Genomic DNA, 14221 nt, shown 5'->3' with positions numbered 1-14221 from the left:
GAGCCTGTAATGACCCGCCCGATCCACCGTGCGTGGGCCGGCCTTTCGGCCTTTGCCATCGCCGCACTCGCTACCGCCCCGCTTGCTGCCGAGCCAGCGCCTGACGTTCCGGCCATCACCGGCAATCACAACCTCGAAGGGGTGTGGAAGCGCAAGAGCGGCGGCCAGTTCGGCCCGACCGCGCAGCGCGGCGACGTGAAATACACCGTCTATCCCTACACGCCCGAGTTCCAGAAGGACTACGACCGCCGGATCGATGACGAGGTGGCTGGCCGTCCGGTCCAGACCGCCGGGGCGGACTGCCTGCCTTCCGGCCTTGGCCGGATGATGACCGGCGGCGGCCCCCCGGTCGAGATCTTCCAGACCGCCCGCGAGGTGATCGTGCGCAAGGAGAACGGCGGCCTGCACCGCATCCGGCTCTACCGCGACCACCTCCCCACCGACGACCTGTTTCCGATGTTCTACGGGGATTCGGTCGGCCACTGGGAGGGCGATACGCTGGTCGTCGACACGATCAGCCTCGGCGCCCAGCCGTTCATCGACGGGCGCGCAGTTTACAGCGACCAGGCCCATATCGTCGAGCGCTACCGCCGGGTGGACAAGGTGACGCTCGAGGTAAACGTGACCATCACCGACCCCAAGGCTTTCACCAAGCCAATCACCGCCACTGCCCTGCACACGCTGCAGCCGGACTACGAGATGCAGGAATATTACTGCACCAACGAGCGCCACCGCCAGGGCGCCGGGGCCGACCAGTCCGTGATCGGCGTCGCGCCGGCCGCAGCACCCGCCAGCAAGGGACAGTAATCATGACCATTCTTTCGCTGCGCCTGCGCGCCGCCGCCGCGCTCGTGCTCGCCGCCGCCGCCGCGCCCGCGCTGGCTCACCACTCCTTCGCCATGTTCGACCAGAAGCAGTCCTTCACGGTCAATGCCGTGATCACCCAGTTCCAGTGGGCCAACCCGCATTGCTGGGTCGAGGCTGACGTTCCGGGCGGCAAGGGCGCGCACAAGAGCTTCCCCCATCTCTCGCTCGAGATGAACGGGCTTTCAGGCCTGCGTTCGGGGGGCTGGAACGCCAAAACGCTCAAGCCGGGCGACAAGGTGGTGATCGAATACCACCCGATGCGCGACGGCACGGCGGCAGGCCAGCTGGTGTCGGTCAAGCTGGCGGACGGACGCCAGCTCAAGGCGCAATAGGTCTCGCCGGAGAGGACTGACATGCTGGAACACCTCGCCGCCGGCCTCGCCGGAAGCGCCTTCGTGCAAGCTCTGCAGGAGCAGGTCTGGGCCGTGGCGCTGATCCAGGCGCTGCATATCGTCGCCATCGGGCTGCTGCTGTTTCCGGCCGCCCATGCGACCCTGGCCCTTGCCGGGGGACGCGGCGAAGGGGCGTTCCCGGTGGGGCAGGCGCTGCGCTGGACCTGGCTCGCGGTCGCCCTCCTCGTGGTGACCGGCGTGCTGACCGTGTTGAGCGACCCCGAACGGACGCTGCTTAATAGCCTGTTCCAGGCCAAGATGGTCCTGCTGGTCGTTGCCCTCGCCGCGAGCTGGTGGATCGAGCGGCGCCTTGAAGCCGCCGAGCACGGCAGCGCCCCGCCTCGCCTCGTGGCTGCGTTGTGGCTGGTGCTGTGGCTGGCGATCATCCTGTGCGGACGGCTGATCGCCTATTTCGGCGCGCCGCCGGCGGCCTGAGGGGAGCAAGACCATGCCTACCGATCCTTCGGGTTTGTTTGCCACGATCGAGGCCTCGGCTCCGGCCATGGCGATTGCCGGCTCAGACTGGGCCTTTCCGCTGATCGAGACCGCGCACGTGGTCGGTGTCGCGCTGGTGATCGGCTCGATCCTGCTGCTTGATCTCGCCCTGCTTGGCGTTTTGCGGTTTCCCGGCCGTCACGAGGCGCTCCAGAACACCGTCCTGCCTTGGACCTGGGGCGGTTTCGTCCTCGCGCTCCTAACCGGTATGGCCATGTTCGCCTCCGCCGCGACGCGTTATGCCACCAATATCCCGTTCCTCGCCAAGATGGCGCTGCTGATGCTGGCCGGGGTCAACATGGCCTTCTTCAACTCTCACCCCGGCCGCCCCGGTGCGCGGCGCGGCGAAAACCTGCCGGGCGCCTTGCGCGCCAGCGCGGGGATTTCGCTCTGCGCTTGGCTCGGCGTGGTCGTGACCGGCCGCTGGATCGGCTTCGTCTGAACTGCATGCAAGGGAAATGACGATGCGTAACCGCTCTGCCTGGCTGGCCCTGACCGCACTGGCCGCCGTGATGGCTCCCGCCGCACAGGCCGCGCCTGCGCCGCCGCCCGCAATCGCGGCTCCCGCCGGCTGGACGCCGGCGCAGCACGATGCGGCGGCGCGGACCATCGTGCTGACCGGGCGGGGGATGTCGGTCGACGACGTGATGGCCGTGGCGCGACATGGGGCGAAGGTTGCCTATGCGCCCGAAGCAGTTGAATCGATGGCCGTTTCCTATGGCCTCCTGCTCGAAGGCGCGGCGCAGGGCGTGCCGATCTACTGGTTCAACCGCGGCTCCGGGGCGGCACGGGAAACGGTGATCTTCGCCGGCGATCCCGAGACGCCGGAGAACCGCGAGAAGATCAGTGCATCGCAGCTGCGTGCGTTTCGCAACGGGGCTGCATCGGGCTATCCGCCCGAAATCGCGGACGAGGAACTGGTCCGCGCGATCATGGCCGTGCGCGCCAACGGGATCACCCACAATGCGCCCAGCGCGCCGCTGGCAAAAATGCTGGTCGACTTCCTCAACCTCGGCATCACTCCGGTGGTCCAGTCACGCGGGACGGTGGGTGAAGGGGATCTGGCCCAGCTTGGCAATATCGGCGCGGCCATGGTCGGCGCGGGCGAGGTGTGGTTTCGCGGCAGCCGGATGCCGGCGGCCGAGGCGCTGAAGCGCGCCGGGCTGACGCCGCTTGCGCCCTTCGCGGCGGACAGCAATGCCCTGACCAGCTCCAATGCCTATGCCACGGCGCAGGGCGTGCTGCTGGTGGATGCGGCGCGGCGGCTGCTGGACTGGGCGGACGTGGCCTATGCCTTCGACCTGTCGGGGATGAATTCCTCACTGACCCCGCTGGCAACGCCTGTTCAGGCCGACCGGCCTGATCCCTGGCTCAACTGGCACGCCGCCAGGATGCGCGAGATGCTGCGCGGGTCCTACCTGTTCGAGACCGACCCCAAGCGGATCATCCAGGACCCGGAGAGCCTGCGCGCCTCTTCGATCCGCCATGCCTCTGCCTGGGCCGCGTGGGACCGGCTACGGCGCTCGGTCGAATTCCAGCTCAATTCTTCCGACCACAACCCGGTGGTCCGCGCGGGGCTGACGCCGGAGAGCAGCTGGGACCTCGCCACCCCGCAGATGATGCAATATTTCGTCAAGGGCGGGCCGCGTTCCAAAGGGCAGTCGGGCTATATACTGTCCAACGCCAACTGGGACCCCTATCCCCTGGCCAACGATGTCGAGGCTTTCTCCGTCGCCATGGCCAACCTTGACGTGGCCGTGCTGAACCGGATGCAGCGCTTCACCAACACCATGTTCACCGTGATCAAGGCGAACGACGTGCTGCCCTCCCCCGGCGGTCCGATCGGCGGCTATACGCCGGTCGACCTGTGGCAAGAGATCCAGTCGCTCGCCGTGCCGATCGCGGCCGAGGGCAATGCCTGGGTCGAGGGGGTGGAAGACCTTCAGGCCCAGACCCGGCTCAAGCTCGAACGCGCGCGCAAGCTCGTCGATACCAGCGCGGGCCTGGTTCAGTTCGATCTCGCCAATGGCGCCAAGTGGGTCGACGTGCGCAAGGCGCAGGAGCCGGCGCGCCGGTTTGGCGGCGGGGTCGAGGCGGCCTTGCCCAAGTTCCGCGCCGTCTTTCCGCTCGGCGCATCGGTTGCGCCGGGCGCGGTGCAGCGCTGGATGAGCGATAACGACGCGGCCGTGCTGGTTCCGGCCGGGCCCGCCCGCCCGGCAGGAGACGGCCGGTGAAAGCGGCCCGCCTGCTGCTCGCCGCCGCCACGGTCTGCGCCGGGGCGAGCCTGCTGGCCGCGCCGACAGCGCCGGTGACCGTGCACGACACCATGGCCGGGATCGTCGATCCGGCCGCCGACGTGGTCTGGGAAATCACCAACCGCAACGTCGACGATCTGGGCTACGGCGCGGCCGACAAATATGCGGCAGGAGACTGGGCAAGGCTTTACGCCGCCTCGTCCGATATCCGGCGCGGCGCGGCAATCATTGCCAATGCCCCGCGCCTTCGCGCCGCCGCGCCGGGGGCGAAGATCGCCGACCAGGACCAACCCGGCGCGACCAATGCCGCCGATGTCCAGCGCCGGATCGACAGCGATCCGAAGTCCATCCGCGCGCACGCCCGCAACCTCGCCGCGCTCGCGGCCGATCTTGAACAGGCCGCCGTGCGCCGCGACGCGAAGACCGCGCAGGATCTTGCCGGGGCGCTCGATGGCGCCTGCGAGGCCTGCCACCTGCAATACTGGTATTACAATCAGGAGCCGGTGAAGTGAATGAGCTCCCCCTTTCCCGCCGCGCCCTGCTGGCCAGCGGCACCGGCATGGCCGCGCTTGGCCTGTCGGGCGGCGCCGGACAGGCGGAGGCCGCGCCGGTCTGGCAACTCCCCGAAGCCCGCCCGGTCGAGGTGACCGAGGTGCTGTGGATTGCGATGCCCGACGGGGTGAAGCTGGCCGCGCGGCTGTGGCTGCCGGAAGGCGCGCGGCAGAAGCCGGTCGGCGTGGTCCTCGAATATATCCCCTACCGCCTGTGGGACCTGCGCCGCGCTCAGGACGACAGCGTGGCCGCCACCCTTGCCCCCTATGGCATCGCCTACATCCGCGTGGACATTCGCGGCAGCGGCAACTCCGAAGGGACCAAGGACGACGAATATTCGGTCGAGGAACTTAACGACGCGGTTTCGGTGATCGAGTGGCTCTCGCGCCAACCGTGGTGCAACGGCAATGTCGGGATGCGCGGCATTTCGTGGGGCGGGATCAACTCACTGCAGGTCGCGGCCATGGCTCCGCCCGCGCTCAAGGCGATCGTGCCGATGGGCTGCTGCGACAACCGCTATACGGGCGACGCGCATTTCCTCGGCGGGAGCCTTGGCGAACAGCAACTGGCCTGGGGCACCACCTTCAAGGGCGAACTGACCGAGCCGCCAGATCCGCAAGTGGTGGGCGACCGGTGGGAAGAACTGTGGCTCAAGCGGCTGGAAGCAACGCCCGCGATCGTGCGCACCTGGACCGAGCACCAGCGCTATGACGATTACTGGAAGCGCGGCTCGATCGCGGTGGACTATGCCGCGATCCGGTGCGCGGTCTATGTCGTCAACGGTTGGGGCGATCCCTATTCCGACGTGATCGGGCGCCTGCTCGAAAAGCTCTCCGTGCCGCGCAAGGGGCTGATCGGGCCGTGGGGCCACATCTTCCCGCAACTGGCGACGCCGCAGGGACTCGACTGGAAATACGAGGAAGCGCGCTGGTGGCACCACTGGCTGATGGGCGCGCGAACCGGCATCATGGCCGAGCCGATGCTGCGAACCTTTTCGATGTACGAGAGCGACCCGCAGGCCTTTCCGGCCGAAGTGCCTGGCACCTGGATCGCCGAGGACAAGTGGCCCTCCTCGCGCATCCGCACCCGCACCCTGCACCTCAATGACGGCGGCGCGCTCTCGCCAGCCAAGGGCGCCGACAAGCCCGTGCGCTATGTCGGTGACCGGATCGTCGGCACGACCAAGGCGCAGTGGATCTACGGGCGGCCGACCGAGCTGGAACAGTCGGCTGACGATGCCAAGAGCCTCGTCTTCACCTCTGCCCCCCTGCCCGACAATCTCGAGATCCTGGGTTATCCGACAGCGCGCCTCAGGATCGCGGCGGACAAGCCGATCGCCCAGTGCTGCGTGCGGCTGACCGAGGTGACGCCGGACGGAAAATCGTGGCTGATCAGCTACAAGCTGCTCAACCTGACCCGGCGGGATTCGATCGAACACCCGACCCCGCTGGTGCCGGGGCAGTTCTACGATGTCGATTTCCCGATGTATTTCATCGGCCATCGCTTCGCGAAGGGCAGCCGGGTGCGGGTGGCGATCTCGGCCGGGCTCTGGCCGCTGGCCTGGCCGACGCCGGAGATCGCCACGCTCGACATCGTCCAGGGCGCGAGCCGGATCGACCTGCCGGTGCGGCTGACGCCGGGCCAGGAGGCACCCTTTGCCGTGCCGGGCACTCACCCGGGGCAGAAGGCCGCGCCAACCGTGCGCTCGGGCGAGAAATGGGGGCCCGGCAAGCGGGTCGCTTATGAGAGCTTTGGCCTGGCCGAGCCGCGCACCGTGGAACTGGCCACCGGCGCCAGCCGCAAGGCCGGGGCCGACCGGGTGATCGAGATGATCGAAGGCCAGCCGCTGACCAACCGCATCTTTGCCGACCGGGTGATCGGCTACAAGCGCGGCGAGTGGGACTGCACGATCCGCTACGGCTCGGAAATGACCTGCACGGCCGAGGCCTTCCACCTCAGGGAATGGGTCATCGCCTTCAAGGGAGACAAGGAAATCTTCCGCCGGGAAACGCCCAGCATAATCCCGCGCGACCTCATGTGAGGAGCGCACAAACCGGCCGCCGATGAGGAACGCGGCCAGAGTTCAACCAGACCCAAAGGTTCAGAAGGGGGAATAAAATGTACCGCATCAACAGTCGAAAGGCGCGATTGCTCGCCTTTGCTCCGATCACGCTTTCGGCAGCCGTGCTCGCGCATCCCGCGCTTGCCGCCGAGAGCGAAGCCGAAGCGCCCAGCGTCGACGAACTGGTCGTCACCGCCCAGCGCGAAAAGGCCAACCTGCAGGACACGCCGATCTCGGTCACGGTCCTCAACGACAAGATGATCAACCAGCTCAACGTCCATGACGTGTCGGACCTGCGCGGGCTGGTGCCGAACCTCGAAGTCCTGCCCATGGGCGGCGGCGGCGCCGGGGTGTTCGGCGCTAACCAGACCTCGTTCGCGATCCGCGGCGTGGGCAGCGCCCAGCGCTTCTTCAACCAGGACACGAAGGTCGGCGTCTATGTCGACGACGTGTACCTGTCCTCGACCTACACGATGAACGCCAACTTCTTCGACATCGGCAACGTGCAGGTCCTCAAGGGTCCGCAGGGCACGCTGTTCGGCAAGAACACCATCGGCGGCGCCGTGCTGGTCGACAGCCACCCGGTGGACGAGACCTTCGGCGGCTATGGCCGCGTGACCTATGGCAGTTACAACCGGATCGAGGCCCAGGGCGCGATCAACGTGCCGCTGACCGAGAACCTTGGCGCGCGCGTCAGCTTCTTCACCTCGGACGTCGACGGCTACATCAAGCACCTGCTGGACAACCGCACCAGCAATGACGGCCACGTGCGGGCCGTGCGCGGCCAGTTGCACTACGCGCCGGGCGCCAAGGTGACGTTCGACTTCAAGGCCGAATATGCCAAGACTCACGACAACGGCAACGCGTTCATCACCACCGCGATCAACCCGAACGCGACCTACGTGAAGAACTACAATTCGGTGTTCGCGCCCAATCCCACCGGACTGACCGATGGCCGGCTGTACCAGGTCAAGTACCAGCCGCTGGGCCTGCCCTACACCATCTACGGCGACAACCTTTCGAGCTTCCCCTACTCGCCGCGCCCCTATCCGGCGATGCTGCCGTTCAACCGGGGCGACAACCTCACCATCCAGCTGCGCACCCAAATCGACCTGACCGACGCGCTGAAGGTCAAGCTGATCACCGGCTACAAGGAGATCAACCTCGACTCCTATCGCGGCGACGGCACCCCGGCCGGGCTCTACACGGAATACAACGAGTTCCGCACCGACCAGTTCAGCCAGGAAGTGCAGGTCTTCACGCACATGTTCCAGGAGCGGCTGAAGCTGACCGCGGGCGGTTACTTCATTCAGCAGAACGCCAATTCCGAGCAGATCACCGGCCCCGACTATGTCGATCCGGTGGGCTACTACTACCAGAACAACAACAACTTCCCGAGCTGGGCAGCCTATCTCCAAGGTACGCTGAAGCCGACCGACAAGCTCTCAATCACCGCCGGCGTGCGCTACACCGAGGACATGAAGAACCCGCGCACGCGGATCTGGACCAGCGGCTGCTCGGGAACGTTCCTCTCCGGCTACCAGAATGGCACAGGCGGTTGCTGGGTTCCGGGGCCCGACGGCAACACGCTGTCGGTCGCCAACAAGACCTGGCACCACATCGATCCGCGCTTTGAGATCGATTACGAGTGGCGGCCGGGCCTGATGACCTATGTCAGCTATACCAGCGGCTACCAGTCGGGCGGGTTCAATACCCAGGTCGGCCCCGGCGCCCCGGCGAACGTGCCCTACGAGCAGGAAATCGTCCGCTCGTGGGAAGGCGGGATCAAGAGCGAGTGGTTCGACAAGCGGGTGCGCCTGAACGCGGCGATCTTCCACCAGAAGTACAAGAACTACCAGAGCTCGATCCTGGTCTACTACAACGGGGTCGACATTCGCACGACCTCGAGCGCGGCCAATGCCCACGAATGGGGCTACGAGGCCGAGTTCGACGCGCGCCCGATCGACGCGCTCGGCCTGCGCGCCAACTATGCCTTCCTCGACCAGGGCTATGACGAGATCTTCCCCGGCGCCCAGGGCCTGACCCTGGCCACCGCGATCAGCTCGGCCCCGCGGCACGAGTGGAGCGTGGCGGGCGACTACACGGTGGATCTCGGCGTGGGCAAGCTGGTGGCCGCGGCGGACTACCGCTGGGTCGGGGTCAAGGCCAGCGGCACCGCGCCGCTGATCGCCTATACCCCGTCCTACGGCCTGCTGGGGGCGAACATCAGCTTCACCCCGGCGAAGGGCAACTGGTCGCTCTCGGTCTATGGCAAGAACCTGACCAAGAAGTACTACTACGTGGCCTATTCGACCACGGCCAACGGGATCGGGCTGGCCACGGTCACCCCGGGCGCGCCGCGCACCTTCGGCGTGACGCTGGGATACAAGTTCAACTGACCTGACCGCTCAGGTCGACAGTGATGGGGCCGGACGAGCGATCGTCCGGCCCCTTTCGTTTGTGGGACAACCGCCTCCATGCGGCTCCGGCGCGCCAACTGTGGGCACAAAAAATGCCCGCCCCGCGAGGGGACGGGCAGGCAGGGAGAGTTGCTTGTCCGGCGGCGCGGGAGAGGCCCCGCGCCGCCAGCTAAGATCAGAACTTCAGGCGAACGCCGGTCGTGAAGTAGCGGCCGATGTAGTCGTCGCCCGGCACGTAGCCCTGACCCGGCAGGATGCCGGTCTGGTAGGCAGGCGGAGTCTTGTCGAACAGGTTCGAGACATTGAAGAACAGCTGGAAGCGCGGGTCTTCCGGCAGCTTGAAGGTCAGCGACAGGTCCGTCCAGGCCGCCGAAGCGATGCGCTGCGCGAAGAACGTGGTCAGGATCGGGTTGTAGCGCATGGCGCTCCGCCAGCGCTCACGCACATCGACGCTCAGCCATTCGGTCGGCTCGACGTGAACCGAGGCGTTCACGCGCCACTTCGGCGCGACCGAGTTGACCGTGCCGTCGGCATTGGACGTGCCGGCAGCGTTGAAGCTCTGCGTCGCCGCGGTCGTGCCCGGCTGCTGACCGTACCACAGGTTCGGCTGATACGAGACGAGCGTGCGCAGGCTAGCCGGGCGGCCGAACAGCTCGGTCGCATAGTTCATCTCGGCATCGACGCCATCGGTGGTGACGCGGGCGAAGTTGAGCACCTGCGTGACCCAGTAGTACGGCGCGTTCGCCAGGCTGGTGTCGGTATAGCCGTTCGGACGCGGCTGCAGCGCGCAGTACGGCGAAGTCCCGCCGCTGGAGGTGCAGGCATCCTGGATCGCGGGCGAGAAGCCCGAGACCGACTGGATCGCGTCAGTGATCTTGATGTTGTAATAGTCGATCGCGAAGCTCAGGCCCGGCACGAAGCTGGGCTTGTAAACCAGACCGGCGGTCCAGGTGTGGGAGACTTCCGGCTTCAGGTTCGGGTTGCCCTGGGTGCGGCTCTGCAGGAACGTCGCCCCGGTGAGCTTATCGGCGTTGTTGGTGATGGTGACCGTGGTCGGCTGGTAAAGGTCGTTCAGGGTCGGCGCACGGAAGTCACGCGAGATCGTGCCGCGCAGGCGCAGATCGTTGGTCACCTGCCAGTTGCCGCCGACCTTCCACACCCAGGTGTTGCCCGTGGTGTTGTAGTCGGCATAGCGCACCGCGCCGCTCACTTCGAGCGACTTGGCCACGGCCGAGTCCTTGAGCAGCGGAACCGCCACTTCGAGGGCCGCTTCCTTGACCCTCTGCGACACCCGGTTGAGCGGCGCGAAAGCGTTGACGTAGAGCGAGGTCGGCGTCAGCGCCGTGTAGGTGGTGGCACCGGTCGCGGTCGTGGTGGTCGAGTTGGTCGCACCGGTCGGGATGCAGTTGTTGGCATAGGACTGCGACGTAGTGGTCGCGGTGCTGGAGCTGGTGACGTAGCTCAGGCCCGAGCAGTTGGCCGTGTCGGTCGAGCTGTAGTCGACCGTCTGCTTCATCCCGTTGACGCGGTACTGGCCCGAGAGCGCGGCGCGGATCGGACCGGCCCCGAAGTCGAACAGGTCACCGCTGATGTGGGCGCCCATGTCGAAGCTGTCGTTGGTCGACCACATGTTGGTCGAGCCGAGGACGTAGTTCATCGCCGCCTGGCTGGCCGCGGTCGGGCCAAACGGATTGAGCGCAACGCAGCTCGCATCATCGTTGGTGGTGATGGAATCGGCATTGATGCGGCAGGTCGCCACGCCGTTGACCTTCACCGAATCCAGCGCAGCGGCGAGCTTCTGGTTGTTGATGTTGTTGCTCAGACGGTTGTGCAGGGTCGAACGACCGTAGTTGACGTCGAGGCCCCAGTCGAACTGCGCCAGCTTCCCGTCGAGACCGCTGTTCACGTAGAACTGCTCGGTGTGGACGTCGTCGGTCAGGCGGGTATCGCCGCCGAACACCTTCGACATGGTGAAGCTGGACTGGTTGGCGTTGGAGAGCTGGGTCTTGATCGCATCGGACAGGAAGGCGTTGTCGGACTTGATCGTGTAGTTCGAGAAGGCGGCGTAGTTCGACCAGGTGGTGTTGTTCTTGATCGAGACGATGCCCTGGGTGTGGAACCGGATCGAATCCGTCAGGTCATAGTCGAACCGGGCATAGCCCTGGTTGCTCCGCTGGGTCGCGCCGAGCGAGCCGTTGTTGTAGTAGCCGTCGCCGCCGATCGACAGGTTGCTCGAGCCCGTGACCGTGCCGTAATTGAACGGCGAAAGCACGCCATCGGCGGTGAAGTTCTGGTTGTTCAGGATACCCGAGGTGATCTTGCCGCCGAACGACGAGCTCGAGTTGCGAGCGCCCGAGACCAGGACATAGGGATTGCCTGCAGTGCCGGCGGTGATGCCGGTCTTGAGGCCGCCGTAGGCATAGTCGTAAGCGAACGAGCGATCGGTGCGGTAGAACACAGGGTTCGCGTAGAAATTGGTGAAGCTGGCCTCGAGGTGGCCGCGCTCACCCACGTTCCAGCCGCCGGCGACGGCGATCTTGCGCTGGGCCGCGTCGCCCATGCCCGAGATGCCGGCCTGAGCCTCGGCCTTGTAGCCGGTGAACTTCTTCATCGGCACGAAGTTGACCACGCCCGAGATGGCGTCCGAGCCATAGACGGCCGAGACGCCGCCGGTGACCACGTCGACGCGCTCGAGCAGCGTGTCAGGCACGATGTCGACGTCGACCACGCCATTGAACAGGGCAGTCGGCAGACGCTGACCATCGAACAAGATCAGGTTGCGGTTCGACCCGAGCCCACGCAGGCTGAGCTGGTTGGCCGCGCCGTTGCCGCCGGACGCGTTACCGGTCGTCGTGACCGAGCTCGACGGCCCGCGCGAGCCGGCGAAGACCGGAAGGGCGTTGAGGCCATCGGCCACGGTGGTCGGGGTCTGACGCAGCAGTTCGCCGGTCTGGACCGCGGTGAGCGGCTGCGGGGCTTCGTCGCCGTTCTTGATGACGCGCGAGCCGGTCACGATGATTTCGGCGGCCGGCGCCTCGTCTTCGGCGGGGGCGGCGTCCTGCGCGAAGGCGGCGGAGGAAACGGCGAGAAGGCTGGCGCAACCCATGAGGGCGGCGGTGCGAATGGCAGACATGATCACTCCCGGTGACTGGTAGGCGGGGACTGGTTAAGGACCGCGCAAGTCGAGGATTGTTAGCAATGTTGCAATCCAACGTGTTTGAAATTTGCCGAGTGTTGCACGAATGTCTCACCGGTCCCATCATGACTAGTGGCAGAACGCAACTTTAGTCATAGTGATTCACGGCGCACTTTTCCTGGCTTTTTGCCCTGTTTCCGGCACGAAATCGGCTGCTTTCCGGCGGCTGCATGTGACCGTTCCCGCCAGCGCCAAAATCCCTGTCAACCCATTCGCAGAATGCAGTTGCCGGGACTGGAAACGCGAAACCGCCGCCCCGCCATCACGGCGAAGCGGCGGTCTTGCTTCGGGCTAGGCTGATCAGGCGTCGATATTCCGGCGGAAGGTCTCTGGCAGGAACAGGAGGCCCAGCACCACGGTGATCGAGGCGACCACGACCGGGTACCACAGGCCGTAGTAGACATCCCCCTTGGCCGCGACCATGGCGAAGGCGATGGTCGGCAGGAAGCCGCCGAACCACCCGTTGCCGATGTGGTAGGGCAGGCTCATCGAGGTGTAGCGGATCCGGCTCGGGAACAGTTCCACCAGCATGGCCGCGATCGGGCCGTAGACCATGGTCACCAAGAGGACGAGGTACCACAGGATCGCCACGACCCGGACCTTGTCGATCGCGGCCGGATCAGCCTTGGCCGGGTAGCCGGCATCGACCAGCGCGGCCTTCACGCTGTCGCCATAAGCCTTGATCGCATCGGCACGGCCCTTGCCCGTGACCTCGGCCGGGTTGGGCGCGGGCAGGACCGCCGTGCCGACCGAGATCGCGGCGATGGTGCCCGGCGCGGCATCGGCGTTACGATAGTTGATGCCGTTCCTGGCGAGGTAGGCCTTGGCGATATCGCAGGTGTTGGCATCGAACTTGTTCTTGCCCACCGGGTCGAACTGGAACGAACACTCGTCCTGATGCGCGGTGACCGTGACCGGGGCCGTGGCCGTGGCCGCCGAGAGCGCCGGGTTGGCGGCATCGGACAGGGCGTGGAAGGCCGGGAAATAGGTCAAGGCAGCGAGGGCGCAGCCGCCGAGGATGATGTACTTGCGGCCGATCTTGTCCGACAGCCAGCCCCAGAAGACGAAGAACGGCGTGCCCAGCGCCAGCGCCGTGGCGATCAGGATATTGGTCGTGGCGCCTTCCACCTTGAGGATCTTCTCGAGGTAGAACTGGGCGTAGAACTGCCCGGCATACCAGACCACGGCCTGCCCCATCACCGCGCCCAGCAGGCAGATGAAAACGAACTTGAGATTGGCCCAGCGCCCGAAGGCTTCGGACAGGGGCGCCTTGGAGGTCGTGCCCTCATCCTTCATCTTCTGGTAGACCGGGCTTTCGTTGAGCTGGAGGCGGATCCACATCGAAACGGCCAGCAGCACGATCGAGATGAGGAACGGCAGGCGCCAGCCCCAATCGCCGAACAGGTCCTCACCCATCGCCGTGCGCAGGCCGATCACGACCAGCAGCGCCGCGAACAGGCCGAAGGTCGCCGTGATCTGGATGAAGCTGGTATAGAGGCCGCGCTTGTCGTTCGGCGCGTGCTCGGCGACGTAGGTCGCCGCCCCGCCGTATTCTCCGCCAAGCGCCAGCCCCTGCAACATCCGCAGGGCGACGAGGATGATCGGCGAGGCGACGCCCAGCGTTTCGTAGCCCGGCAGCAGGCCGACCGCGAAGGTCGACAGGCCCATGATCCCCATCGTGACGAGGAAGGTGTTCTTGCGGCCCACGAGGTCGCCGATCCGGCCGAACACCAGCGCGCCGAACGGCCGCACCGCGAAGCCCGCGGCAAAGGCGCCCAGCGCGAGGATGAAGCCGGTGGTCTCGTTCACCCCCGCGAAGAACACCTTCGAGATGAAGGTGGCCAGAAGGCCGTAAAGGTAGAAATCATACCATTCGAACACCGTGCCGAGCGACGAGGCGGTGATGACGAGTTTCTCGCCATGGGTCGCCTGGTGGTGCTTGGGCAGGGCAGATTGCGCCGTAGTAGCCATCGTCTATCCCC

Annotated in this window: 10 protein-coding genes; 8 read left to right on the top strand and 2 right to left on the bottom strand. The window is 66.2% G+C overall.

From position 1 onward, the window contains the following. Window positions 1-9 precede the first annotated feature (9 nt). The 8 genes from H7F51_RS00695 (at window position 10) to H7F51_RS00660 (ending at window position 9022) form a co-directional block, all read left to right on the top strand. A complete protein-coding gene (locus H7F51_RS00695; RefSeq protein WP_185662285.1) occupies window positions 10-807 on the top strand; it encodes a hypothetical protein in 798 nt (265 codons plus the stop codon). A 2-nt stretch (window positions 808-809) separates the two neighbouring features. Then, window positions 810-1199 carry a DUF6152 family protein gene (locus H7F51_RS00690; protein ID WP_185662284.1) on the top strand — a complete coding sequence of 130 codons (390 nt, stop codon included), beginning with the start codon at window positions 810-812 and terminating at the stop codon, window positions 1197-1199. A gap of 21 nt (window positions 1200-1220) precedes the next feature. Further along, window positions 1221-1694 (top strand): hypothetical protein, encoded by a 474-nt coding sequence (locus tag H7F51_RS00685; protein ID WP_185662283.1) that lies wholly within the window; start codon window positions 1221-1223, stop codon window positions 1692-1694. Between the two features lie 13 nt (window positions 1695-1707). After that, window positions 1708-2196 carry a DUF6644 family protein gene (locus H7F51_RS00680; protein ID WP_185662282.1) on the top strand — a complete coding sequence of 163 codons (489 nt, stop codon included), beginning with the start codon at window positions 1708-1710 and terminating at the stop codon, window positions 2194-2196. A gap of 22 nt (window positions 2197-2218) precedes the next feature. Next, complete coding sequence (locus H7F51_RS00675; RefSeq protein WP_185662281.1) at window positions 2219-3988, top strand: aromatic amino acid ammonia-lyase; 1770 nt, start codon at window positions 2219-2221, stop codon at window positions 3986-3988. Continuing rightward, entirely contained in the window at window positions 3985-4521 is a 537-nt protein-coding gene (locus H7F51_RS00670) for a cytochrome c (protein ID WP_185662280.1), read from the top strand. Before H7F51_RS00675 ends, H7F51_RS00670 begins: the two co-directional genes overlap by 4 nt. After that, window positions 4518-6602, top strand: a complete 2085-nt coding sequence (locus tag H7F51_RS00665; protein WP_185662279.1) for a CocE/NonD family hydrolase — start codon at window positions 4518-4520, stop codon at window positions 6600-6602. The genes H7F51_RS00670 and H7F51_RS00665 overlap by 4 nt, the downstream gene beginning before the upstream one ends. 77 nt (window positions 6603-6679) lie before the next feature. Continuing rightward, on the top strand, window positions 6680-9022 hold the full coding sequence (locus H7F51_RS00660) for a TonB-dependent receptor (RefSeq protein ID WP_185662278.1): 2343 nt from the start codon (window positions 6680-6682) through the stop codon (window positions 9020-9022). A gap of 196 nt (window positions 9023-9218) precedes the next feature. Here H7F51_RS00660 and H7F51_RS00655 read toward each other — a convergent pair whose 3' ends face one another. Beyond that, window positions 9219-12176 carry a TonB-dependent receptor domain-containing protein gene (locus tag H7F51_RS00655; RefSeq protein WP_185662277.1) on the bottom strand — a complete coding sequence of 986 codons (2958 nt, stop codon included), beginning with the start codon at window positions 12174-12176 and terminating at the stop codon, window positions 9219-9221. 363 nt (window positions 12177-12539) lie between these two features. After that, window positions 12540-14210 (bottom strand): MFS transporter, encoded by a 1671-nt coding sequence (locus tag H7F51_RS00650; RefSeq protein ID WP_185662276.1) that lies wholly within the window; start codon window positions 14208-14210, stop codon window positions 12540-12542. Between the last annotated feature and the right edge of the window lie 11 nt (window positions 14211-14221).

It is taken from the genome of Novosphingobium flavum (genome assembly GCF_014230315.1).
In the GTDB taxonomy this organism is placed as follows: domain Bacteria; phylum Pseudomonadota; class Alphaproteobacteria; order Sphingomonadales; family Sphingomonadaceae; genus Novosphingobium; species Novosphingobium flavum.
Note: the sequence above shows the minus strand (reverse complement) of the source record. Positions and strands in the feature narration are given on the sequence as shown.

Excerpts from the sequence above, each read along its gene's own strand:
- H7F51_RS00690 (WP_185662284.1), top strand. The coding sequence starts at position 810 with ATGACCATTCTTTCGCTGCGCCTGCGCGCCGCCGCCGCGCTCGTGCTC.
- H7F51_RS00660 (WP_185662278.1), top strand. The coding sequence starts at position 6,680 with ATGTACCGCATCAACAGTCGAAAGGCGCGATTGCTCGCCTTTGCTCCG.
- H7F51_RS00685 (WP_185662283.1), top strand. The coding sequence starts at position 1,221 with ATGCTGGAACACCTCGCCGCCGGCCTCGCCGGAAGCGCCTTCGTGCAA.
- H7F51_RS00650 (WP_185662276.1), bottom strand. The coding sequence starts at position 14,210 with ATGGCTACTACGGCGCAATCTGCCCTGCCCAAGCACCACCAGGCGACC.
- H7F51_RS00655 (WP_185662277.1), bottom strand. The coding sequence starts at position 12,176 with ATGTCTGCCATTCGCACCGCCGCCCTCATGGGTTGCGCCAGCCTTCTC.
- H7F51_RS00695 (WP_185662285.1), top strand. The coding sequence starts at position 10 with ATGACCCGCCCGATCCACCGTGCGTGGGCCGGCCTTTCGGCCTTTGCC.
- H7F51_RS00675 (WP_185662281.1), top strand. The coding sequence starts at position 2,219 with ATGCGTAACCGCTCTGCCTGGCTGGCCCTGACCGCACTGGCCGCCGTG.
- H7F51_RS00680 (WP_185662282.1), top strand. The coding sequence starts at position 1,708 with ATGCCTACCGATCCTTCGGGTTTGTTTGCCACGATCGAGGCCTCGGCT.